The following is a 23,272-nucleotide window of genomic DNA, read 5'->3' on the forward strand; positions in this document are numbered from 1 at the left end:
CCGACGGCGGGCCCGGCCGACCGGCCGGGCTCAGGGGCGGCCGCCGATCAGCGCCACGGCCTCCGCACCGGCCCGGCAGCCCTCCTCCGCGGCCGTGCGGGCGTCCGCACCCGCCAGCCGTGCGGCGAGGAACGCCCCTGTGAAGGCGTCACCGGCGCCCGTGGTGTCCAGCACCTGGGCGGCACGGGACGGGAGGCGGGCGGTGAGCGTGCCGGCCTCGGCCACCAGCGCGCCCCCTGCGCCCAATGTCACCACGGTCAGCGGGACCGACCGGCTGAGTTTCACGGCGGCGTCGGCGGGGTCGGGCAGACCGGTCAGCAGCCGCGCCTCGTCCGTGTTCGGCAGCAGGACGTCCACGCCGCCGAGGTCCGACAGCAGCCGCTCGACGCCGCGTTCGCGGATGAATCCGGTGGAGGCCGGATCGACGCTCACCGTCACGCCTGCCTTCCGCGCCGCGGCCATCGCCGCGAGCGCCGTCGCACGACTGGTGCCGGAGAACAGCAGGTATCCGGAGAGATGCAGGTGACCGACCCCCTCCAGCAGATCGGGCGACCAGTCGGCCGGGCACAGCCGTAGTACGGCTCCGCTGTCCGTGAGGAACGTCCGCTCCGCGGTGCGGTCGACGAGCGCGACGACCGTCGCGGTCGGCACCTCGGCGTCGGGCACGAGCAGCGGCCGCACGCCCGCCGTGCGCAGTCGTGCCGCGTGCCACTCCAGGTCGGCGACGCCCGTGCGGGCGAGCAGCCGTACATCGCGGCAGCCCCGGTACGCCGCCCAGCACGCCACGTTCGAGCCGGCGCCGCCGGGCACGATGCGGATCGTGGCGGGGGTGTCCGTGCCGTGGGCGAGCGGCGTGCTGTGCCGGGCCACGACGTCGGTGACGACATCGCCCACGACAAGGAGTCCGGTCATGCGTACGCCGCTGCGATCCGTGCCGCGAGCCGGACATTGCCGCGCACGGCCGCCAGGTTGGCCTCGAGGGACGCGCCGTCGGTGTACCGCATCAGCCGCTCGAGGAGGAAGGGCGTGACGGCCTGCCCGGTCACGCCCTCTTCGCGCGCCTCGTCGAGCGCCCGCGCGAGCACCCGGTCGTGCAGTGCCGGGTCCAACTGCTCCTCCACCGGCACGGGGTTGGCCACGATCAGCGAGGAGTACGGCTCGGCGAGGGCGTCCTTGGCGCGCATCACGGCGGCGACCTCCTCAGGGGAGTCGACGGTCCAGACGACCGGTTCGCCGGAGGAGGCCAGATAGAAGCCGGGGAAGTGGCCGGTCCCGTAACCGATCACGGTCACCCCCAGGGTCTCCAGCCGTTGCAGCGTGGCCGGGACGTCCAGGATCGACTTCACGCCCGCACAGACCACCGTGATGCCCACCTGGGCGAGCAGCCGCAGGTCCGCCGATTCGTCCTGGGTCTCGGTCCAGCCCCGGTGCACGCCACCCAGGCCACCGGTCGCGAAGACCCGGACGCCGGCCAGGCCGGCGAGGAACGCCGTGGCGGAGACGGTCGTCGCGCCGCTCGCCCCCATGGCGACGGCGGGAGCGAGATCGCGATGGCCGAGCTTGCGCATCCCGGGGTCGCCCGCGACCCGTTCCAACTCGGCCTTGGTGAGCCCGACATGGGCTCTGCCGTCGAGCACGGCGATGGTCGCGGGGACGGCGCCGCCCGAGCGGACGAGGGCCTCGAGCTCCGTCGCGACGGCCAGATTGCGGGGACGCGGCAGTCCGTGCGCGATGATCGTCGATTCCAGGGCCACGACGGGCACTCCGGTATCGAGGGCTTCCCTGACCTCTTCGGACACCATGGCTGCGGTCTTCGGCATGTCCCATCCCTGGCGCGGGGAAGCGGGGCGCAAACCTCGGGTGGACGGGAATCGAGCTGATTGGAAGGAAAGTTTACTGACAACCATTGACAGGGGCATGGCTGCTTGTCACCATCCCGGCAGCGGCTTGGCGCGGCGCCCGATCCCTGTGGGCGTGACGCGCTCAGCGAGAGCTCTGACCCGGCCGCTGTACGCCGAGCCCTGCCCGGGCGCGGCGCGTCGCAAGGAGTCCAGCTCTCGCCGTCCCCGTCCAGGGAGCCAGGTATGCGCCTGACCGCCTCCACCCCACCACGCCGGACCGCGGTACTCGCCCTCTCCGCCGTACTGCTGCTGATCGCCGCCGTCCTCATCGCCCGTCCCGGCCGGGCCGATGCCGCCGGTACCGGCGGCACCGCCGCCGCTGACCCCCTCATCTCGCGCGGCAGGACCGTCACCGCCTCGTCCCTCGAAGGCTCCGCGTTCGCCGCCTCCAACGCCTTCGACGGGAACACGGGAACCCGCTGGGCCTCCGCCGAGGGCCGGGACCCACAGTGGATCAGCGTCGACCTCGGCGGCGCCGCCACCGTCTCGCGGGTCACGCTCGACTGGGAGGTCGCCCACGCCCGGCAGTACCGCATCGAGATGTCCGCCGACGGCGCCGCCTGGACGCCCATCGCCACGGAGACCGCGGGTGACGGCGGCACGGACGAGTTCACCGGCCTCGCCGGCAAGGGCCGCTATCTGCGCGTCCACGGCACCGCACGCGGCACCCAGTACGGCTACTCGCTCTGGGAGGTCGACGTCTACGGCACGGTCGGCGGCGAACCGCCGACCGGCGCGTTCACCGTCGTCGCGGCGGGCGACATCGCCGCCCAGTGCACCGCGTCGTCGAGCTCCTGCGCCCACCCGAAGACCGCCGCCCGGGCCCAGCAGATCAACCCGAGGTTCTATCTGACAATGGGCGACAACCAGTACGACGACGCCCGTCTCTCCGACTTCCGCAACTACTACGACAAGACCTGGGGCGCCTTCAAGGCGAAGACCCGGCCGGTACCCGGCAACCACGAGTCGTACGACCCGGCGGGCGAGTTCGTGGGCTACAAGCAGTACTTCGGCGCCATCGCCTACCCGCAGGGCAAGCCCTACTACAGCTACGACGAGGGCAATTGGCACTTCGTCGCCCTCGACTCCAACACCTTCGACGACCCGGCCCAGATCAGCTGGCTCAAGGACGACCTCGCCCGCAACAGCAAGAAGTGCGTCGCCGCCTACTGGCACCATCCGCTCTTCAGCTCCGGCGGACACGGCAACGACCCTGTCGGCAGGCCCGTCTGGGACATCCTGTACCGGGCCAAGGCCGATCTCGTCCTCGGCGGCCACGACCACCACTACGAGCGCTTCGCGCCGCAGGACCCGGCCGGCCGGGCCACCGCCGACGGCATCGTCCAGATCGTCGGCGGCACGGGCGGCGCCGAGCCCTACGCGATCGAGGAGGTCCAGCCCAACAGCCAGAGGCGCATCAGCGGCCCGTACGGCGTGCTGAAACTGGACTTCACCGACACGACGTACCGCTGGAGCTACGTGGCCTCCGACGGTTCCGTCAAGGACACCAGCCCCACCTACACCTGCCACTGACGATGTATCTGGCCACCACCGGCCGGCCTGACACGCCGCCCGCACCGGGATCAGCACCCGGGGCGGCGCGGCGGGTCCCCGGCACCGTGATCGCGCTCGGAGCGGTCAGCCTCGTCACCGACATCTCCTCCGAGATGGTCACCGCCGTGCTGCCGCTCTACTTCGTCCTCGGACTTGGCCTGTCGCCCCTTCAGTTCGGCTTCCTCGACGGGCTGTTCAACGGCGTGACCGCCCTGGTGCGGCTCGCCGGCGGCCACGCCGCCGACCGGGGCGGCCGGCACAAACGCGTCGCCGGGGCCGGCTACGCGCTCTCCGCCTTCTCCCGGCTCGGGCTGCTGCTCGCGGGCGGCGCGACCGGAGGCATCGCCGCCGCGCTGGCCGCCGACCGGATCGGCAAGGGCATCAGGACGGCCCCCCGCGACGCGATGATCACACTCAGCGGTCCGCCCGAGACGCTGGGCCGGGCCTTCGGCGTCCACCGCGCCATGGACACGACGGGAGCGCTGCTCGGCCCGCTCGCCGCGTTCGGTCTGCTGTGGGCGACCGCGGACGCCTACGACGCGGTGTTCGTCGTCAGCTTCTGCATCGGGCTGCTGGGCGTGGTGCTGCTGGCCCTGCTGGTACCGGGGCACTTCACGCCGCCCGCACCCACCCCGGCGAGCCCCGCCCGCGACCGCCGTTCGGTGCTCGAGCCGCTGAGAAGTCCGGCCTTCCGCCGCATACTCGCCGCCGCCGCGCTGCTCGGCGCGGCGACCATCGGCGACGCGTTCGTCTACCTGCTGCTGCAACGCAGGCTGGACGTGGGCGTGGTCTGGTTTCCCCTGCTCCCGCTCGGCGCCGCGGCCGTCTACCTGCTGCTCGCCGTCCCGGCCGGCCGCCTCGCCGACCGCGTGGGCCGGCGGGTCCCGTTCCTGTGCGGGCACGGCGCCCTGCTCGCCGCCTACCTGCTGCTGCTCACGCCGATCAACGGCACGGCCCTCCTCACCCTCGTCCTGGTTCTCGTCGGCGCCTTCTACGCGACCACCGACGGCGTGCTCATGGCGCTCGCCGGACCCCTGCTGCCCGCCGCCCGGCGGGCGAGCGGCCTGGCGCTGCTCCAGACGGGCCAGGCGGTGGCCCGGCTGATCGCCGCCGCCGGATTCGGCGCGGCGTGGACGTTGTGGGGCCCGAGGCCCGCGCTCGCCGTGGCCGCGGCCGCGATGCTCACCGCCCTGGTACTCGCCCGGGCCGCTTTGCCCCGTACGGAACAGGAAAGGCAGTCGCCATGAAGCCACCCCCGTCCCCGTCCACGGCCGGTTCCCGCCGGCGGATCGGCGCGCTCGTGCTCGCCACGGTGGTGCTGGCGGGCGTCGCCGTCGGATACACGGTGAACGCGTCCGGCCGCGGCGACCGGCCGGCCGCCGCGGAGGAAACCTTCGAACTCGCCGGGCCCCGGCTGTACTTCCGCAGCACTCAGGAAGGGGACGGCCGCATAGCCCACAGGCCCGCGGCGGAGCAGGAACCGGACGCGCCCCGCACGACCGGCGGCCCCTCCTGCGACCGCTTCCACGCGGCGGGCGGCGCCGCCCTGTGTCTCCAGCGCCGCCCAGGCGTGCCGCCACGCGCCTACGCGGTCGTCCTCGACCGCCGGCTGCGCGAGACCCGCCGCATCGCGCTGCCCGGAATTCCCGACCGGGCACGGGTGTCGGCGTCCGGACGCATGCTGTCGTGGACGATGTTCGCCGTGGGGGACTCGTACGCCGGCTCGTCCTTCTCCACGCGTACCTCCATCCTCGACCTGCGCACCGGTTACCTGATCAAGAACATGGAACAGATCCCCCTCACCCTCGACGGCCGCCGCTACCATGCGCCGGACGTCAACTACTGGGGCGTCACCTTCGCCCGCGACGACAACCGCTTCTACGCGACCGTCTCGTCCAAGGGACGCACCCATCTCGTGGAGGGCGACATGCGCACCTGGTCGGCGCGGGCGCTGCGCGAGAACGTCGAATGTCCCTCGTTGTCACCGGACGACGGGCGGATCGCCTTCAAGAAGAAGACCGGCGGCGGCGACCGGGCCCGGCCGTGGCGACTCCACGTCCTCGACCTGAAGACCATGCGCGAGCATCCCCTGGCGGAGACCCGCGGCGTGGACGACCAGGCGGCGTGGCTCGACGACGGCACGATCGCGTATGCGCTGCCGCGGGAGGACGGGCGGGGCACCGACATCTGGACGGTCCCCGCCGACGGCACGGGCCGGCCCCGTCTGCACGTGGCACGGGCGTCCTCCCCGACGCCGGTGCGGTGACGGGCGCGGGGGGCAACTCAAGCCCGTCCGGGGCCTTCCGGCCCCGCCAGGGGCGGGGCCGGAAGCCGCGGGCAGCCGCCACGCCCCTACGCCCGGGCCAACGCCCTGTGTACCGCCAGTCCGGCCATCGGCAGCAACAGCACCACGCCCACCGCGTTCAGCCACCCGTACCCCGCCTGCGCCACCACCAGGCCCGCCGCCGCGCCGCCCACGCCGGCCGCCGTGTTCATCGCCAGGTCGGACAGGCCCTGGACCGCCGCCCTCGTGGGCTGCGGGACGGACTCGGTGAGCAGCGTGGAACCGGAGACGAGTCCCGCCGACCAGCCGAGGCCGAGCAGGAACAGCCCCGCCGCGGTCTGTTTGTGGTTGCCGCCGGCGGTTCCGGCCAGCACCGCGGCCGCGCACAGCAGGCCCGCCGCCACCCCGATCACCGCGAGCCGTCCGACGCGGTCGGCGAGCCGGCCCATCACCGGCGAGAAGGCGTACATGCCCGCGATGTGGCCGCTGATCACCAGGCCGATCAGCTCGATGCCGGCCCCGTGGTGGCCGAGCGCGACGGGGGTCATCGACATGATCGACACCATGGCGGTGTGCGACACGGCCACGGTCACCAGCGCCAGCCGCGCCATGGGGGACTCGCGCACGGCGAGCAGCCCCGCCTTCAGCGACCGGCCTTCGGGGGAGCGGTCGGCCGGCGACATCGCCCGTGCCGTGAGCAGCGGGTCGGGCCGCAGGAGGACGAGTACGAGGACGGCGGAGACGAGGAACACCCCCGCCGCCCAGAGGAACGGACCCGCGGCAGGCGGGATGCCGAGGCCCGACACGCTGCGGCCGGCCGGTGAGGCGATGTTGGGTCCGAGCACCGCTCCGATCGTCGTCGCCCATACGACGGTGGAGATGGCCCGGCCGCGCCGCTCGGGCTCCGCCAGGTCGGCGGCCGCGAACCGGGCCTGCAGATTGGCTGACGACGCGGCTCCGAAGCCCGCCATCCCGACCAGCAGGAGCGGGAAGTGGCCGAGGACCGCGGCGACCACGACCAATCCCGCACCGAGCGCGCCGATGAGGTAGGCCAGCACCAGTCCGGGCCGGCGGCCCCGCGCGGTCATCAGGGCGGCCAGCGGCACGGAAAGGAGGGCGGTGCCGGCGACGGTGGCGGTCGGGGCGAGCCCGGCCAGGGCCTCGGTGCCGCTGACCTCGTGGGCGAGCACCGTGGCCAGTGCGATACCGGTGGCGACCCCGAGCCCGCCGAGGATCTGGCTGGCGATCAGCACAGCGTTGATGCGCCTGCGTATCGCGGGCAGTTCCTCCGCCGCCACGGCGGTCTTGGAAGCCTCGGGTATGTCAGGAGCGTCGGGCGGCATGGTCACCGACGCAGTGTCTCAGAACGGATCGCGGGGGCGGGCCTGCCCGTGAGATCCGGGAAGCAGCCCTTGTCAGGGGCCCCCTCCGCCCCCTCAGAACAGCGGCTGCGGCAGCACACCCTCAAGGGCCAGCAGCTGCCGTTTGGTCTCCAGCCCGCCGCCGAAGCCCCCGAGCCCGCCGTCCGTCTCGACCACCCGGTGGCACGGCACGACGACCGGCAGCGGGTTGGAGCCCATCGCCGCGCCCACCGCCTGTGCCGCGCCCGGCTGGCCGACGCGGGCCGCGAGCTCCCCGTATCCCACGACCGCGCCGTAACCCACGCCGGCCAGCAGTTCCCGCAGCACCTGCCGGTTGAAGCCGGCCGAGAGCGACCAGTCCAGCGGCAGGTCGAAGGTGCGCAGTGTGCCCGCGAAATAGGCCTGGAGCTGGCGTATCGGCTCGGCGAGCCGGCCCGCCGGGTCCTCGACGGGCTCGGCCCCCAGCCGGTCCGCCAGCTGCGCGGGCATCCGGTCCCGTACCGCCGGCCCGGCGTGGAAGGCCACGCTCACCAGGCCCTCGTCGGTCGCGGCGAGGAGCAGTGGGCCGATGTCCGTGCCGGTCACGGCCCACTCGAAGGTCTTCATACCGACCACCGTACGGCGGGCCACTGACAGTCGGGCCCTGCACGGCCGCCGTACGGTCACGGATGGCCGGGCGGCGTCGGTCAGCCGACGGCGTCCCGCACGATGTCGGGGTTGTTGGTGATGATCCCGTCCACGCCGAAGCCGGCCACGCGGGTGGCGGCCGCGGCATCGTTGACGGTCCAGGTGCTGACCCGCAGCCGCTTGCCGTGCGCGCCCTTGAGAGCGTGCACCGCGGCGACGTACTCGGCGCTGAGGGAGGCGTGCGGGGGGTTGATCTGGTCGGTGAACGCCGCGTACGAGGGCAGGTCGGCGACCGCCGGGGTGCCGAGGAAGCCGGTCGTGATGTCGGGGCGCTGCTGGTGCACCGCCCTGACGCTGTCCACGCCGAAGCTCTGGATGACGAGCCTGCTCCGCACGTGGCTCCGGTCGAGCCAGCCCTCCTGGCCCAGCACGCGCAGGGTGTCCCTCTCGATGCCGGGGTAGAGCTCCGGCTTCTTGATCTCCAGGAGCAGCTTCTGGTTGTTCTCGTCCACGCGTTCGAGGTACTGCTTCAGTGTCGGCACCCGGGCGCCCGCCCACTCGGCGCCGCGCCAGCTGCCCGCGTCCAGGGTGGCGATCTCCGCGGCGGTGAAGTCCTTCACCTTCCACGGCGCGCGGTCGGGGAAGCGCTGCTCCACGTCTGTGGTCCTCGCGAGTGAGTCGTCGTGCATGACGACGAGCTCCCCGTCCTCGGTGCGCTGGACGTCATTCTCGACCCAGGCGAAGCCCATCTCGTCGGCGAGGTCTATCGCCGCGAGGGTGTTCTCCGGTGCGTAGGCGGACGCGCCGCGGTGAGCGATCACCCGCGGAGTGTCCTCATGGCCGACGGCGGACTGCTCGGTTGCTGCCGCGGTGCCGGGCAGCACCAGCGCGGTGAGTCCCAGAGTCGTGGCGGCCAGTACAGCGACGGGGCGTGCGTACACGGATTCTTCCTCACGTCGTCGGATCACGGACGGGCCGAGAGTGGCATCTCCCGGCCAACGAGGCACAGGCGAAGTATGGCCACAAGGTGAACGGGCCCGCCCCCGGGCGGCCTTGGGCGTGGGGCCGAGTGGGCGGACGCGGTGCCCGGGTCGACAAATCTCTGTGAAGACGTCTGCCCGTACTTCCATGTGCGGTTCCGGGAGCCGTACGCTCGCCCAGAACCAGACGTTCCATCCAAGATCGCGGGGATCGTAGGGCGCCGGGGATCGCACGGGACGAAGGGTGCACGGGATGCAGGGCACGGTGGACGGTTTCGGCTACGGCCTCGTCACCCCGGTGGCGGCCTACCTCATGGCATGCCTCGGAGGAGCACTGGGACTGCGCTGCACCACGAGGTCCGTACGCGGGGAGGGCTCGTTCCGGCCGGGCTGGCTGGCGCTCGGCGCGACGGCGATCGGCTCGGGCGTCTGGAGCATGCATTTCATCGCGATGATGGGCTTCACCGTCGAAGAGGCCCCCATCGGCTACGACAAGGCGACGACCTTCGCCAGCCTCGCCGTGGGCATCGTGATGGCGGGCGTCGGGATCTTCATCGTCGGCCAACGCGGCGCGACCCGGATGTCCCTCGTCACCGGCGGGACGATCACCGGACTCGGAGTGGCCTCCATGCACTACCTGGGCATGAATGGCATACGACTGCCGGGACGCATCGAGTACGACACCCTCACGGTCGCCCTGTCCGTCGTGGTCGCCGTCGTCGCGGCCACCGCGGCGCTCTGGGCAGCGGTGTCCGTCCACGGCTTCATGGTCAGCCTGGGCGCCAGCCTGCTCATGGGCCTCGCCGTGAGCGGAATGCACTACACCGGGATGGCCGCCGTGAACGTCCACGTCCACGAAGCGGTGGACGCCGCGGTCGCCGGCGACACGCCGGCCGAACTCCTCGCCCCGATGCTCGTCGGCCCCGCCGTGTTCCTGCTGATCGCCGGCATCGCGGTCCTGTTCGACCCGCTGCTCGTGACCGGCGGTGCCGACCGGCCCGGGCGCGGCGACGGCAGGGCGCTGCGCCCCGACCTGCCCGCGCCGAGGGTCCGGCGGCCCCTCGCCCGGACCTCCGGACGGGGGCCCGGGCGGGACCCCTGGGGAGCGGACCGCCGCTGAGGCGGGCGGTCCGCCACCGTTCACGCCCCGACTGTCAGTGGGTGGTCGTACGGTTGTTGCATGCGGCCCGTTTCCAAGATCGAACGTACGGTGGCGCCTTTCGAGGTCGTCAGCCACTTCCAGCCCAGCGGCGACCAGCCGACGGCCATCGCCGAGCTGGAGCGACGCATCCGTGCCGGTGAGAAGGATGTCGTCCTGCTCGGAGCGACGGGCACGGGCAAATCGGCGACCACTGCCTGGATGATCGAGAAGCTTCAGCGGCCCACCCTGGTCATGGCACCGAACAAGACCCTGGCCGCCCAGCTGGCGAACGAGTTCCGCGAGCTCCTGCCGAACAACGCGGTGGAGTACTTCGTCTCGTACTACGACTACTACCAGCCCGAGGCGTACGTCCCGCAGTCGGACACCTACATCGAGAAGGACTCCTCGATCAACGAGGAGGTCGAGCGGCTGCGCCACTCCGCGACCAATTCCCTCCTCACCCGGCGCGACGTCGTCGTGGTCGCCTCCGTCTCCTGCATCTACGGCCTCGGCACCCCGCAGGAGTACGTGGACCGGATGGTGCAGCTCAACGTCGGCGACGAGATCGACCGCGACCAGCTGCTGCGCCGCTTCGTCGACATCCAGTACACCCGCAACGACGTGGCTTTCCAGCGCGGCACCTTCCGGGTGCGCGGCGACACCATCGAGATCTTCCCGGTCTACGAGGAGCTCGCTGTCCGGATCGAGATGTTCGGCGACGAGATCGAGGCGCTGTCCACGCTGCACCCGCTCACCGGCGAGATCCTCAGCGAGGACCGGTCGCTCTACGTGTTCCCCGCCAGCCACTACGTGGCGGGCCCCGAGCGTATGGAGAAGGCGGTCAACGGCATCGAGGCGGAGCTTGAACAGCGCCTCGCCGAGCTCGACAAGCAGGGCAAGCTGCTGGAGTCCCAGCGGCTGCGCATGCGGACCACGTACGACATCGAGATGATGCGCCAGATCGGCTCCTGCTCCGGCATCGAGAACTACTCGATGCACTTCGACGACCGCGAGCCCGGGTCCCCGCCGAACACCCTCCTCGACTACTTCCCCGAGGACTTCCTCCTCGTCATCGACGAGTCGCACGTCACGGTTCCGCAGATCGGCGCGATGTACGAGGGCGACGCGTCCCGTAAGCGCACACTCGTCGACCACGGCTTCCGGCTGCCGTCCGCCCTCGACAACCGCCCGCTGAAGTGGGAGGAGTTCACGGAGCGGATCGGCCAGACCGTCTATCTGTCGGCGACACCGGGCACCTACGAACTGTCCCGCGGCGACGGCTTCGTGGAGCAGATCATCCGCCCCACCGGGCTCATCGACCCGCAGGTCGTCGTCAAGCCCACCGAGGGCCAGATCGACGACCTCGTGCACGAGATCCGCGAGCGCACGGAGAAGGACGAGCGCGTCCTGGTCACCACACTCACCAAGAAGATGGCCGAGGACCTCACCGACTACTTCCTCGAGCTCGGCATCCAGGTCCGCTATCTGCACAGCGACGTCGACACGCTGCGCCGCGTCGAGCTGCTGCGGGAGCTGCGCTCCGGCGAGTACGACGTCCTGGTCGGCATCAACCTCCTGCGTGAGGGTCTCGACCTGCCGGAGGTGTCGCTGGTCGCGATCCTCGACGCCGACAAGGAGGGCTTCCTGCGCTCCGGCACCTCCCTGATCCAGACCATCGGCCGAGCGGCGCGCAACGTCTCCGGCCAGGTCCATATGTACGCGGACAAGATCACGCCGGCGATGGAGAAGGCCATCGAGGAGACCAACCGCCGCCGGGAGAAGCAGATCGCGTACAACACGGAGAAGGGCATCGACCCGCAGCCGCTCCGCAAGAAGATCAACGACATCGTCGCGACCATCGCGCGCGAGGAGATCGACACCGAGGAACTGCTGGGCACCGGCTACCGCCAGGCGAAGGCCGAAAAGCCGGGCAAGGCCGCCAAGGCGCCGGTCCCGTCCCTCGGCGCCGGAGCGGGCCGCAAGGGCGACATCCTCACGGACCGCCCCGCGGCCGAACTGGCCGGGATCATCGAAGAGATGACGGACCGGATGCGCGCGGCCGCCGCGGAGCTGCAGTTCGAGGTCGCCGCCCGACTGCGCGATGAGGTCGGCGAGTTGAAGAAGGAGCTGCGTCAGATGAAGGAGGCCGGGCTCGCCTGAGCCCGGTGGGCGGGATGTGACGGGCGCACACACCTGGTGTGTTGCAAGACCGACACAAAAACCGGCGACCTTGCCGCGCTGTCGGTGCGACTGCGTAGGGTGCTTGAACAACCGCACACATGGGCGGTGGCAATTCGCGAGAAGGGGACAGCGCGTGACGGTCAACATGACCAAGGGCCAGGCCATCAGCCTGCAGAAGAGTGACGGGGGCACCCTCACGGCGGTGCGGATGGGCCTCGGCTGGCAGGCAGCGCCCCGCCGCGGTCTGTTCGGCTCGCGCACCCGGGAGGTCGACCTGGACGCCTCCGCGGTGCTGTTCGCCGACAAGCAGCCGGTGGACGTGGTCTTCTTCCGCCACCTCGTCAGCGACGACGGCTCCGTCAAGCACACCGGTGACAACCTGGTCGGCGGCGCCGGTTCCGGCGGTGACGACGAGGCGATCCTCGTCGACCTGCAGCGGGTCCCGGTCCACATCGACCAGATCGTCTTCACGGTGAACTCGTTCACCGGCCAGACGTTCCAGGAGGTGCAGAACGCCTTCTGCCGCATCGTCGACGAGACCAACGGCCAGGAGCTGGCCCGGTACACCCTCGACGGCGGTGGCCAGTACACCGCGCAGATCATGGCGAAGGTGCACCGCGCCGGCGCCGGCTGGCAGATGACGGCCCTCGGCAACCCGGCCAACGGCCGTACGTTCCAGGACCTGATGCCCGCAATCCTGCCGCACCTGTAGGAACCGGCGGCATTCACAGTCGGACCGCAGCTCCCGGAGGCCCGGCCGCCGGGAGCTGCCCGCGTACCAACCGCAACAGCAGCGCACCGAGGGGACAGAGCGATGACGGCCGAGCTGGTCCGGGGGCAGAACCACCCCTTGCCCGACAGCCGACTTGAGATCCGCGTGTCGGCCGACCATCCGGTCGTCGCCTGCGCCACCTGCTCCGACGAGCGGGGGGCCGCGCGCGAGGAGTGGGTGGCCCGTCCCGGCGCCACCGGCCTGCCCGGTGTCGAGGTGCCGGAACGCGCCGAGCGGTCCCCCCGGTTCGCCGTCGACCTGGACGCGGTGCCCGCGGAGGTGCACCAGGTCAACGTGCTGCTCGCGCTCCCCGTGGGCGCCGGCGGCCCCGACCGCTTCGGAGTCACCGCCGCGCCCTTCGTGGCGGTCATCACCAAGGACGGCTCCGAGCTGGCCAGTTTCACCATCACCGGCCTGGACACCGAGACCGCGCTCGTCGCCGTCGAGCTGTACCGCCGGCAGGGTGCGTGGAAGGTCCGCGCGGTGGGCCAGGGATACGCGGGCGGGCTCGCCCAGCTGCTGGCGGACCAGGGCATGGCCCAGGCGGACCGGACGGCGGCGGCCATACAGGAGACCGCCGCGCCACGCGCGCACCGCGCGGAGCCGGCCCGGCTGCACACGGCCGCCGACGCCGCGGGAGCGGTGTCCGGCCCGGACCAGCCGTCCCCCGCGGACGCCACGCTCACCGGCGGCCTCACCGCCCCCCAGCCCGCCGCCGACTCCGCTCCACCGCAGGCACCCACGCCCGACGCCCCGCAGATGCCCGGCGGCCCCATCAACTACGCCCATCCGCGCAGGCAGTCGGCGCCGCCCCCGCCGGCCCCCGCGGCGCAGCCCGGGGAGCCCGGCCGGCCGCCCGCCCCGGTGGCGGGCGACGCGAGCGGCTGGTCCATGGAGGAGCGGCTCTACAACCAGGTCTGGGGCATGTTCGAGGACCTCGCCCGGGCCGTCGCGGCGTACCGCAGCGCCGTCGAGTTCGCCGAGTCCCGGATGGACAAGGAGCTCGACAGCGTCCTGTCCGACCCGCGCAGCCGCATCGGCAGCACCGGGGACGCCGCGAGGACCGCCGCACGGGCCAAGTGCGAGCAGCTGACCGACCAGGCCCGCCAGGTCCTCGACCGTGACCTCGCCCAGCTGGCCGCGGAGTCCGCGGTCGTCGAGCCCGCGCTGCCGCCCGCGTTCGCCCGCTGGGACAACCCCTGCTGGCACGCCTACCGCGTCCCCATGGAGATTCCGATGGCGCTGCGCCTCGGCGATCTCCATCTGCCGGAGAGCCCCGAGCTGCGGATCCCGTGCCTGGTGCGGCTGCCGCTGGAGCGCGGCCTGTGGGTGGACAGCGGCCGCTCGAGCTCGGACGCCGCGATGGCGCTGGACGAGGCGCAGCTGCGCCGGCTCGCGCTCGACTCGGCGGTCGCGCTCGCGGCCCGGCTGCTCGCCGTGTACCCGCCCGGCGAGTTCACCGTCCATGCCATCGACCCGGCCGGCTCGGCCGCCGCCTCACTGGCGCCGCTGGTCGACTCCGGGGCCCTCGCCGGTCCGCCGGCCGCGGGCGCTCAGGGCGTGAGCACCGTGCTCGCCAAGCTCACCGAGCGGGTCGACCTGGTGACGATGGCGGTGCGGGGCGGGGCAGCCGACTCGCTCCCCCCTGGCCTCGACACCGGCGAGCAGCTGCTGATCGTCAACGACTTCCCGCACGGTTTCGACGACCGGGCGGTCACCCAGCTTCGTTATCTGGCCGACGAGGGCCCGGCCGTCGGCGTCCATCTGATGATGGTCGCGGACCGGGAGGACGCCACGGCCTACGGTCCGGTCCTCGATCCGCTGTGGCGCTCGCTGCTGCGCGTCACACCGGTCCCCGACGACCACCTCGCCGACCCGTGGGTGCGGCACGCGTGGACGTACGAGCCGCTGACCGTGCCGGACGGCAGTGACGTGCTGCGGCAGGTGCTGACCCGCGTGACGGAGGCCCGGAGGTCCTGGAACCGCTGACCGAGCGGCGGGCTGCGCCGCCGACCTGGTGACTTGACCCTTCCTTTGCCTCGGCCTTTACCTTTCCTTGGCCTTTCATGTACGGTTCTTTACGCGGAGGGGAGTACTCCCGACTCGCGGCGTGCCCGTCAATACGGACCGACAGAGAGGTCCCGGGGCGCCGGCCCGTGGCACGGCCCGGGTGGAGGAGACCTCCGGCAGCGACGACGCTGATCAGTAGCCGTACGACGCCGGAGGCGCAGTGGACGTTTCAATGACCATCTGGGTGCTGACCATTCTCGGTCTCAGCGCCCTCATCGCGGTCGACTTCTTCATCGGGCGCAAGCCCCACGACGTGTCGATCAAGGAAGCCGGCATCTGGACCGTGGTCTGGATCGTGCTGGCCGCGCTCTTCGGTCTCGGCCTGCTGTTCGCCGGTGAGAGCCAGGCGTCGGGCGAGTTCTTCGCGGGCTTCATCACCGAGAAGTCGCTGAGTGTCGACAACCTCTTCGTCTTCGTCCTGATCATGGCGAAGTTCGCGGTGCCGTCGCATCTTCAGCAGCGGGTGCTGCTGATCGGTGTGCTCATCGCCCTGGTGCTGCGAGCCATCTTCATCGCGGCCGGTGCGGCGATCATCGCCAGCTTCTCCTGGGTCTTCTACATCTTCGGCGCGTTCCTGATCTACACCGCCTGGAAGCTCATCCAGGAGGCGCGGTCGGACGAGGAAGAGGAGGAGTTCGAGGAGAACAGGCTCCTCAAGTCGATCGAGCACCGCTTCGGCGTCGCCGACAAGTACCACGGCACCAAGCTCTTCATCCGTAACAACGGGAAGCGCGTCCTGACGCCGCTGATGGTCGTCATGCTCGCCATCGGCACCACCGATGTGCTCTTCGCGCTGGACTCCATCCCCGCGATCTTCGGTCTGACCCAGGACCCGTACATCGTGTTCACGGCCAACGCCTTCGCCCTGATGGGTCTGCGGCAGCTGTACTTCCTCATCGGCGGACTGCTCAGGAAGCTGGTCCACCTCAGCTACGGCCTCTCGGTGATCCTCGGATTCATCGGCGTGAAGCTGGTGCTGCACGCTCTGCACGAGAGCGGTGTGCACGTCCCCGAGATCTCCATCCCGGTCTCGCTGGCGGTCATCTGCGGCGTGCTCGTCATCACGACCATCACCAGCCTGATCGCTTCCAAGAAGCAGGCCGAGCGGGAGGCGGCGGAGGACGTGAAGAAGGACAGCGTCGAGGCCTGACGGACCGCGCGGCACCGCGGCACGCGGAGCACGCACCGGCGGGTGCGGACGGAAGCACCGTCCGCACCCGCCGTCGTCCGTTCCCGGCATCTCGTACCGTGACCCACGACAACACCCGGCCGGGACAAGGGATGTGACCGCCATCGCCGTACGGACAGACGCGAAGGAGCCGCTGCCCGCGCTGCGGCTGTACAGGGCCGCCCAGGAGCCGCTGGCCGCCGTCCTGCTGCTGCACGGAGGCCGCGCCGACGCACTGGAGCCACCGCCCGCCCTCAACCTCCCGCTCGCGCGGATGAAGCCGTTCGCGCGGGCCATAGGCCGTGCCACGGCCGGACAGCGGGTGGCGCTCGGCCGGGTCCGCTACGGCCACCGCGGCTGGAACGGGGAGCGCGCGGACGCGGCCCGTGACGCCCGCCTGGCTCTGGAAGAACTGGCCACGCTGACCGGGGCGGTGCCGACGGTCCTGGTGGGCCACTCCATGGGCGCGCGGGCCGCCCTGCACGCGGCGGGACACCCGCAGGTGAAGGCGGTCGTCGGGCTCGCCCCCTGGTGCCCGCCGGAGGACCCGGTCGACCACCTCGAAGGCAGGACCGTGGTACTGCTGCACGGCGACCGCGACCGGATCACCGACCCGGCGGAGACCTGGGCGTTCGCCGCACGGGCGCGAGCGGCGGGCGCCGACGTCCGCGAACTGCCGGTGCCCGGCGGCGACCACGCGATGCTCCGCGGCGCGGCCGGCTGGCACGCGCACACCACACGCCTGGTGCTCGAACTGATCGGCACCACCGGCTGACCGAGCTTGTGGGGACAGGCTCCGCGCCGGCCGTGGGGCCGGCGCGGAGCCCGGCGGTCTCACCAGCCGCGTGCGCGCCACTCGGCCAGGTGCGGACGCTCCTCGCCCAGACTGGTGTCCTTGCCGTGCCCCGGATAGACCCATGTCTCGTCGGGGAGACGGGCGAACAGCTTCTCCTCCACGCCGTCGAGCAGGCTCGTGAACGCCTTCGGATCGTCGTGGGTGTTGCCCACACCGCCCGGGAACAGGCAGTCACCGGTGAAGACGTGCGGGTGGCCGTGCGGGTCGTCGTAGACGAGCACGATCGAGCCCGGGGTGTGACCCACCAGGTGACGGGCGGTCAGCTCCACGCGGCCCACCCGGATCGTGTCGCCGTCGTCGACGGGCACGTCGGTGGGGACGGGGATGCCGTCCGCGTCATGACGCCCGGCGTAGGTGCGTGCGCCGGTCGCCCGCACCACCTCCTCCAGCGCCTGCCAGTGGTCGCCGTGCCGGTGGGTGGTCACGACCGCGGCGATGGAGTCGTCACCGATCAGCTGCAGCAGCGTGTCCGGATCGGCCGCGGCGTCGATCAGCAGCTGCTCGCCGGTGGCCCGGCAGCGCAACAGATAGGCGTTGTTGTCCATCGGTCCGACCGCGACCTTGGAGATCATCAGGTCGGCGAGTTCGTGCACGTCCGCCGGGCCGCCGACCTTCACCGCTCCGCTGTATGTCATGCGTCTCAGCCTATAGCGGGGGCAGTACGGGCAGCGGGCCTCCGGCGCACTCCAGGGCCGAGCCGTCACGGCGGCCGGACAACCAGCCCAGGACGTCGGCGGGGGAGCCGGAGACGGTGACCGGCGTCCCCTCGGAACCGCCCGTCCGCCACTCGCCGCCTGAGGCGAGGATCGTGGTCGGCGGCACGTCGGAGCGGCCGCTCCAGCGCTCTGCCAGGAACTCGGTCTCCCGCTCGGTGAAGTCCTTCGGCAGGTCCTCCAGCTCGTAGCCGGCTCCCAGGTCGACATGGTGCAGCTCGACCTCGACGAGGCGGCGGAACGGGACCCGGGCGGCCCGGTCGGTCACGCCGTTGCGCAGCTCCACGGTGCGCTCCCAGTCGCCGGAGGCGTGGCCGGCCTCCTGGAAGCGTTCTGCGGAGGCCCGCAGGTCGTCGAGCTGCTCGGGGAGCGGACGGGGCGCGTCGCGCTCGATGTCGGCGTCGCGCGCCTCACCTGTGACATACATCGGCCGGCCTTCGAGAACATTTACGAGCGCGTCGGCGTTACGGGAGATATGGGCCAGTACGTGCCCGCGGGTCCAGCCCGGCAGCCGTGACGGTCCGGCCACGGCCGCGTTGTCCAGTCCGGCGGCTGCGGTGAGGAGCCGGTCCGTCGCTTCACGTACAGAGCGCAGGTCGCTCACAGGATCGATCATGAGGTCGACCCTAGCCCCGCCCACTCGATCGGGTGAAGGTCTCGACCGACGGCCTGAAATCGAATGCGCGTGCTATACGCTCGGTGGAGGCATCCTTGAAAGTCAGGCATTCATCTTCTGGCGGCCCCCTAGGCTGGGAATCAGCCTCGGACGGGGGCTGTGCCTCCGCTTCTACTCAGAAAGGTGCGGACCGGCGTGGCCGACCGTCTCATCGTTCGTGGCGCTCGCGAGCACAACCTGAAAAACGTCTCGCTCGACCTCCCGCGTGACTCCCTCATCGTGTTCACCGGGCTCTCGGGGTCTGGCAAGTCGTCCCTCGCGTTCGACACGATCTTCGCCGAGGGGCAGCGTCGGTACGTCGAGTCGCTCTCCTCCTACGCCCGGCAGTTCCTCGGACAGATGGACAAGCCGGACGTCGACTTCATCGAGGGCCTCTCCCCGGCCGTCTCGATCGACCAGAAGTCCACCTCGCGCAACCCGCGCTCCACGGTCGGCACCATCACCGAGGTCTACGACTATCTGCGTCTGCTGTTCGCGCGCATCGGCAAGCCGCACTGTCCCGAGTGCCGCAGGCCCATCTCGCGCCAGTCGCCGCAGGCGATCGTCGACAAGGTGCTCGAGCTGCCCGAGGGCAGCCGCTTCCAGGTGCTCTCGCCGCTGGTGCGCGAGCGCAAGGGAGAGTTCGTCGACCTCTTCTCCGACCTGCAGACCAAGGGCTACAGCCGGGCGCGGGTCGACGGGAAGACCATCCAGCTCGCCGAGCCGCCCACGCTGAAGAAGCAGGAGAAGCACACCATCGAGGTGGTCGTCGACCGCCTCACCGTGAAGGACTCCGCCAAGCGCCGGCTCACCGACTCCGTCGAGACCGCCCTCGGGCTCTCCGGCGGCATGGTCGTGCTCGACTTCGTCGACCTCCCCGAGGACGACCCAGAACGCGAGCGGATGTACTCGGAGCACCTGTACTGCCCGTACGACGACCTGTCCTTCGAGGAGCTCGAGCCCCGCTCCTTCTCCTTCAACTCGCCCTTCGGCGCCTGCCCCGACTGCACCGGCATCGGCACGCGCATGGAGGTCGACCCCGAGCTGATCGTCCCCGACGAGGAGAAGTCCCTCGACGAGGGTGCGATCCACCCCTGGTCGCACGGCCACACCAAGGAGTACTTCGGCCGCCTGATCGACGGGCTCGCCCAGGCACTCGGCTTCTCCACGGACATGCCCTGGGCCGGGCTGCCCGCCCGCGCCAAGAAGGCCCTGCTCCACGGCCACAAGACCCAGCTCGAGGTCCGCTACCGCAACCGCTACGGCCGCGAGCGCGCCTGGACGACCCCGGCCTTCGAAGGGGCCGTGCAGTTCGTCAAGCGGCGGCACTCCGAGGCCGAGAGCGACTCCAGCAGGGAGCGCTTCGAGGGGTACATGCGCGAGGTGCCGTGCCCCACCTGTGAGGGCACCCGGCTCAAGCCGATCGTCCTCGCGGTCACCGTGATGGAGAAGTCCATCGCGGAGGTCTCCGCGATGTCCATCAGCGAGTGCGCCGAGTTCCTCGGCCGCCTCAAGCTGAACGCCCGCGACAAGAAGATCGCCGAGCGGGTCCTCAAGGAGGTCAACGAGCGGTTGCGCTTCCTCGTCGACGTCGGCCTGGACTACCTGTCGCTCAACCGCGCCGCCGGCACCCTGTCCGGCGGCGAGGCCCAGCGGATCCGGCTCGCCACCCAGATCGGCTCCGGCCTCGTCGGTGTGCTCTACGTCCTCGACGAGCCGTCCATCGGTCTCCACCAGCGGGACAACCACCGGCTGATCGAGACCCTCGTCCGCCTGCGCGACATGGGCAACACGCTCATCGTCGTGGAGCACGACGAGGACACGATCAAGGTCGCGGACTGGGTGGTCGACATCGGCCCCGGCGCGGGTGAGCACGGCGGCAAGGTCGTGCACTCCGGGTCGCTGAAGCAGCTGCTGTCCAACAAGGAGTCGATCACCGGGCAGTACCTGTCCGGGAAGCGGTCCATCCCTACCCCGGAGCTCCGCCGCCCGGTCGACCCGTCGCGCAGGCTGACCGTGCACGGCGCCCGGGAGAACAACCTCCAGGACATCGACGTCGCGTTCCCGCTCGGCGTCCTCACGGCCGTCACCGGGGTCTCCGGATCCGGAAAGTCGACCCTGGTCAACGACATCCTCTACACCCACCTCGCGCGCGAACTGAACGGCGCGAAGTCGGTGCCGGGCCGTCACACCCGGGTCGACGGCGACGACCTCGTCGACAAGGTCGTACATGTCGACCAGTCGCCCATCGGCCGCACCCCGCGGTCCAACCCGGCGACGTACACCGGCGTCTTCGACCACGTCCGCAGGCTCTTCGCGGAGACGATGGAGGCCAAGGTCCGCGGCTATCTGCCCGGCCGGTTCTCCTTCAACGTCAAGGGCGGCCGCTGCGAGAACTGCTCCGGCGACGGCACCATCAAGATCGAGATGAACTTCCTGCCGGACGTCTACGTCCCGTGCGAGGTCTGCCACGGAGCGCGGTACAACCGCGAGACGCTGGAGGTCCACTACAAGGGCAAGTCCATCGCCGAGGTCCTGGACATGCCGATCGAGGAGGCGCTGCACTTCTTCGAGGCCGTCCCGACGATCTCCCGCCATCTGCGCACCCTCAACGAGGTGGGACTCGGTTACGTGAGGCTCGGCCAGTCCGCGCCGACGCTGTCGGGCGGTGAGGCGCAGCGTGTGAAGCTGGCGTCCGAACTGCAGAAGCGGTCCACCGGCCGCACGGTGTACGTCCTGGACGAGCCGACCACCGGTCTGCACTTCGAGGACATCAGCAAGCTGATCAACGTCCTGTCCGACCTCGTCGACAAGGGGAACTCGGTGATCGTCATCGAGCACAACCTCGATGTCATCAAGACGGCGGACTGGGTCGTGGACATGGGCCCGGAGGGCGGCAGCGGCGGCGGGCTGGTGATCGCGGAGGGCACACCCGAGCAGGTCGCCGGCGTCCCGGCGAGCCACACCGGCAAGTTCCTGCGCGACATCCTCGACGCGGACCGGATCAGCGACGCGGCGGCGGCGGTGCCGGCGGCGCGTAAGCCGGCGAAGGCGGCGAAGGTGGGGGCGTCGGTGGCGAAGCCTGCGAAGAAGACAGCGGCACGGGCGGCGCGGAAGGGGTGACGACGGGGGGTCTGCTGCATCGGGCCGTTTCCCCACCCCGCCCCTTCCCGGAACGGGGGCTCCTCCCCCTACGCCTGGCGGCGTGGGGGGACCCCCACCGGGCCCCCGCGCCTCGAATGACGGCGAGGCTGAAGTTGCCGGGCAACTTCAGCCTCGCCTTCATTTGCCCCGTGCAGCGGACCCGCACCGACCCGCCCGACGTCGCGGCGATCTCCGCCGGTATCGTCGGGTCTGTCGGGGCAGCGATGCCACCGGCCGAACCGGATCACACCCGACTCGACCCACCCATGGAGTCCCCCATGTCCCCGACCGCCCGCCGTACCGTCCTGAAGGGCGCCGCCGTCGCCGGGGCCGCCGGGCTGGGGGTCGTCGGATGTTCCACCGACTCCAAGCTGGGGCACGCGGAGGTACCCACCCCCACTGCGCCCGTGGACCTGGGTCCGGCGGACGCCGTTCCCGTCGGCGGGACCAAGCTGTACCGGGAGCAGCGTCTGATGGTGCACTGCCCCGCCGAGGGCCAGTACAAGGCCTTCAGCGCCCAGTGCACCCACGCCGGCTGCGTCCTCGACAAGGTGGAGGGCGGCGAGGGCAACTGCCCCTGCCACGGCAGCCGTTTCGATGTGACGACCGGCAAGGCGCTGAAGGGCCCGGCCACCGTGCCGCTGCCCGAGGTGCCGGTCAGGGCCGAGGGCGGCAAGCTCGTCGCGGGTCCCGGCGCGTAACGCCGCAGGACGGACGCCCGCGGGACGGGCTCAGTCCCAGTCCCAGGCGATGCCCAGGACCCCCGGGCGGACCCCCTGCTCCACGAGGTGCACCGTGCGGTGCCGCGCACCGGGCGTGAGTTCCGTGCGGGCGCCCCGCGGCGCCCCTGTCGTGGCCCGGGAGAAGCGGTGGCACCGTTCCGGCAGGGCACCCTGCTCGAAGCGCACCTGCAGCATGTAGTGCCCGCCCGCGGAGCTGAAGCCGCGTGCGTACTCGGTGCTCGGGCCGCCGGTGCCGTCCTCGAAGCCGTAGCCGAAGACGTATGTCTCGCCCTCCCGCAACGGGGCGTCGAAGAGCAACTCGGCGACCACGACGCCGCTGGCCCGGTCCCACCGCACCCGGCCCGGGCGGCAGTTCTCCAGGGCGCTCACCTCGACGGCCGCCGGGTCGCAGCCCGTCCCGCCGCGGTGGACGGCGAGACAGCGGTCGACGCCGTCGCGGTGGGCGCGCACGACCTGCTGCGAGTCACGTCCCAGAAGCTGCCGCCCGGCACCGATCCGCACCCGTTCCTGGTGTCCGATGGTGTGCAGGCCCCGGCCCTCGGGGGAGCGTAGACCGGTGAGGAGCCGTTCCGCCGCGTCCAAGGAGTCCACGAGCGCGTGGTGGGAGCTGCCGGCGGGCCGCTCGGTCTCCGCCGTCGCGCCGTCCTCGCCGCTGCCGAGCAGCCGCACCAGGGAGCGGGCGGGGAGGCCGAGGACCTCCTCCAGGGCTCGCACCGCCCGTAGCGACTCGGGGCGCTGCGGGCGCCGGGCACCCTGCTGCCAGTAACTGAGACTCGTCACGCCGACCTTGATCCCCCGGTGGGCGAGGTGGTGCTGCACGCGCTGGAGCGGCAGGCCCCGTACGGCGAGGGCGGCGCGGAGCGCGAGATGGAAGGGGCCGGTGTTCAGCACCCGCGCCAGGTCGGCCTCGGTGTGACCCATGGATTCCTCCGGGGACGTGGAGCGCCGGACGGAAGTGTTCACATCCGGATCGGGCCGTTCACAGCGGCGCGTAACCCCGCATTGAAGCGTGTTGACCTGCCCGCGACAAGAGCCGTCGGGCCATCGGCGTCCGGCGCCCCCGTGGCGGGACAAGGAGGGGCGATCACGTCCCCGACGGGAGGGGCCGGGCTGTCACTGTCC

At 71.5% G+C, this 23,272-nt stretch carries 19 protein-coding genes; 11 read left to right on the forward strand and 8 right to left on the reverse strand.

The window, feature by feature from the left end; genetic code table 11:
* Positions 1 to 30 precede the first annotated feature (30 nt).
* Positions 31 to 912, reverse strand: coding sequence for a carbohydrate kinase family protein (locus ACTMTU_RS17515; protein ID WP_441264397.1), 882 nt, complete (start codon positions 910 to 912; stop codon positions 31 to 33).
* Complete coding sequence (locus tag ACTMTU_RS17520) at positions 909 to 1,820, reverse strand: pseudouridine-5'-phosphate glycosidase (RefSeq protein ID WP_441264398.1); 912 nt, start codon at positions 1,818 to 1,820, stop codon at positions 909 to 911. The genes ACTMTU_RS17515 and ACTMTU_RS17520 overlap by 4 nt, the downstream gene beginning before the upstream one ends.
* Positions 1,821 to 2,084: 264 nt before the next feature.
* Here ACTMTU_RS17520 and ACTMTU_RS17525 point away from each other — a divergent pair, with 264 nt between their 5' ends.
* Genes ACTMTU_RS17525 through ACTMTU_RS17535 form a run of 3 tightly spaced genes read left to right on the forward strand, consistent with a single transcriptional unit; the run spans position 2,085 to position 5,721 of the window.
* Positions 2,085 to 3,434, forward strand: coding sequence for a discoidin domain-containing protein (locus ACTMTU_RS17525; RefSeq protein WP_441264399.1), 1,350 nt, complete (start codon positions 2,085 to 2,087; stop codon positions 3,432 to 3,434).
* Between the two features lie 2 nt (positions 3,435 to 3,436).
* Positions 3,437 to 4,702, forward strand: a complete 1,266-nt coding sequence (locus ACTMTU_RS17530; RefSeq protein ID WP_441264400.1) for an MFS transporter — start codon at positions 3,437 to 3,439, stop codon at positions 4,700 to 4,702.
* On the forward strand, positions 4,699 to 5,721 hold the full coding sequence (locus ACTMTU_RS17535) for a TolB family protein (RefSeq protein WP_441264401.1): 1,023 nt from the start codon (positions 4,699 to 4,701) through the stop codon (positions 5,719 to 5,721). The genes ACTMTU_RS17530 and ACTMTU_RS17535 overlap by 4 nt, the downstream gene beginning before the upstream one ends.
* An 86-nt stretch (positions 5,722 to 5,807) precedes the next feature.
* Here the strand turns inward: ACTMTU_RS17535 and ACTMTU_RS17540 are convergent, their stop codons facing one another.
* The 3 genes from ACTMTU_RS17540 to ACTMTU_RS17550 all read right to left on the reverse strand — a co-directional run bounded on the left by ACTMTU_RS17540 (position 5,808) and on the right by ACTMTU_RS17550 (position 8,668).
* Entirely contained in the window at positions 5,808 to 7,082 is a 1,275-nt protein-coding gene (locus ACTMTU_RS17540) for an MFS transporter (protein ID WP_441264469.1), read from the reverse strand.
* 93 nt (positions 7,083 to 7,175) lie between these two features.
* On the reverse strand, positions 7,176 to 7,706 hold the full coding sequence (locus tag ACTMTU_RS17545; RefSeq protein WP_441264402.1) for a methylated-DNA--[protein]-cysteine S-methyltransferase: 531 nt from the start codon (positions 7,704 to 7,706) through the stop codon (positions 7,176 to 7,178).
* Positions 7,707 to 7,786: 80 nt separating this feature from the next.
* Positions 7,787 to 8,668 (reverse strand): glycerophosphodiester phosphodiesterase, encoded by an 882-nt coding sequence (locus ACTMTU_RS17550; RefSeq protein ID WP_441264403.1) that lies wholly within the window; start codon positions 8,666 to 8,668, stop codon positions 7,787 to 7,789.
* A gap of 292 nt (positions 8,669 to 8,960) precedes the next feature.
* On the opposite strand from ACTMTU_RS17550, the gene ACTMTU_RS17555 reads away from it, so the two are divergent.
* The 6 genes from ACTMTU_RS17555 to ACTMTU_RS17580 all read left to right on the forward strand — a co-directional run bounded on the left by ACTMTU_RS17555 (position 8,961) and on the right by ACTMTU_RS17580 (position 16,814).
* A complete protein-coding gene (locus tag ACTMTU_RS17555) occupies positions 8,961 to 9,827 on the forward strand; it encodes an MHYT domain-containing protein (RefSeq protein ID WP_441264404.1) in 867 nt (288 codons plus the stop codon).
* 60 nt (positions 9,828 to 9,887) lie between these two features.
* Entirely contained in the window at positions 9,888 to 12,008 is a 2,121-nt protein-coding gene (uvrB, locus tag ACTMTU_RS17560; protein WP_441264405.1) for an excinuclease ABC subunit UvrB, read from the forward strand.
* 154 nt (positions 12,009 to 12,162) lie between these two features.
* The gene (locus ACTMTU_RS17565) at positions 12,163 to 12,741 is read left to right on the forward strand and encodes a TerD family protein (RefSeq protein WP_005318943.1); all 579 of its coding nucleotides are present in this window, start codon (positions 12,163 to 12,165) and stop codon (positions 12,739 to 12,741) included.
* Between the two features lie 102 nt (positions 12,742 to 12,843).
* The gene (locus ACTMTU_RS17570; protein WP_441264406.1) at positions 12,844 to 14,790 is read left to right on the forward strand and encodes a TerD family protein; all 1,947 of its coding nucleotides are present in this window, start codon (positions 12,844 to 12,846) and stop codon (positions 14,788 to 14,790) included.
* A gap of 241 nt (positions 14,791 to 15,031) precedes the next feature.
* A complete protein-coding gene (locus tag ACTMTU_RS17575; RefSeq protein ID WP_441264407.1) occupies positions 15,032 to 16,021 on the forward strand; it encodes a TerC/Alx family metal homeostasis membrane protein in 990 nt (329 codons plus the stop codon).
* 133 nt (positions 16,022 to 16,154) lie between these two features.
* Positions 16,155 to 16,814, forward strand: coding sequence for an alpha/beta hydrolase (locus ACTMTU_RS17580; RefSeq protein WP_441264408.1), 660 nt, complete (start codon positions 16,155 to 16,157; stop codon positions 16,812 to 16,814).
* Between the two features lie 59 nt (positions 16,815 to 16,873).
* Here the strand turns inward: ACTMTU_RS17580 and ACTMTU_RS17585 are convergent, their stop codons facing one another.
* Positions 16,874 to 17,530 carry an MBL fold metallo-hydrolase gene (locus ACTMTU_RS17585; protein WP_441264409.1) on the reverse strand — a complete coding sequence of 219 codons (657 nt, stop codon included), beginning with the start codon at positions 17,528 to 17,530 and terminating at the stop codon, positions 16,874 to 16,876.
* Between the two features lie 10 nt (positions 17,531 to 17,540).
* Positions 17,541 to 18,224 carry a maleylpyruvate isomerase family mycothiol-dependent enzyme gene (locus ACTMTU_RS17590; RefSeq protein ID WP_441264410.1) on the reverse strand — a complete coding sequence of 228 codons (684 nt, stop codon included), beginning with the start codon at positions 18,222 to 18,224 and terminating at the stop codon, positions 17,541 to 17,543.
* Positions 18,225 to 18,419: 195 nt separating this feature from the next.
* Here ACTMTU_RS17590 and uvrA point away from each other — a divergent pair, with 195 nt between their 5' ends.
* Both uvrA and ACTMTU_RS17600 read left to right on the forward strand, forming a co-directional pair.
* Complete coding sequence (gene uvrA, locus ACTMTU_RS17595) at positions 18,420 to 21,386, forward strand: excinuclease ABC subunit UvrA (RefSeq protein WP_441264411.1); 2,967 nt, start codon at positions 18,420 to 18,422, stop codon at positions 21,384 to 21,386.
* A gap of 299 nt (positions 21,387 to 21,685) precedes the next feature.
* Positions 21,686 to 22,108 (forward strand): Rieske (2Fe-2S) protein, encoded by a 423-nt coding sequence (locus ACTMTU_RS17600; protein ID WP_441264412.1) that lies wholly within the window; start codon positions 21,686 to 21,688, stop codon positions 22,106 to 22,108.
* 30 nt (positions 22,109 to 22,138) lie between these two features.
* Here ACTMTU_RS17600 and ACTMTU_RS17605 read toward each other — a convergent pair whose 3' ends face one another.
* A complete protein-coding gene (locus tag ACTMTU_RS17605) occupies positions 22,139 to 23,071 on the reverse strand; it encodes a hypothetical protein (protein ID WP_441264413.1) in 933 nt (310 codons plus the stop codon).
* Positions 23,072 to 23,272: the final 201 nt, after the last annotated feature.

Source organism: Streptomyces sp. OZ13 (genome assembly GCF_052068155.1).
In the GTDB taxonomy this organism is placed as follows: domain Bacteria; phylum Actinomycetota; class Actinomycetes; order Streptomycetales; family Streptomycetaceae; genus Streptomyces.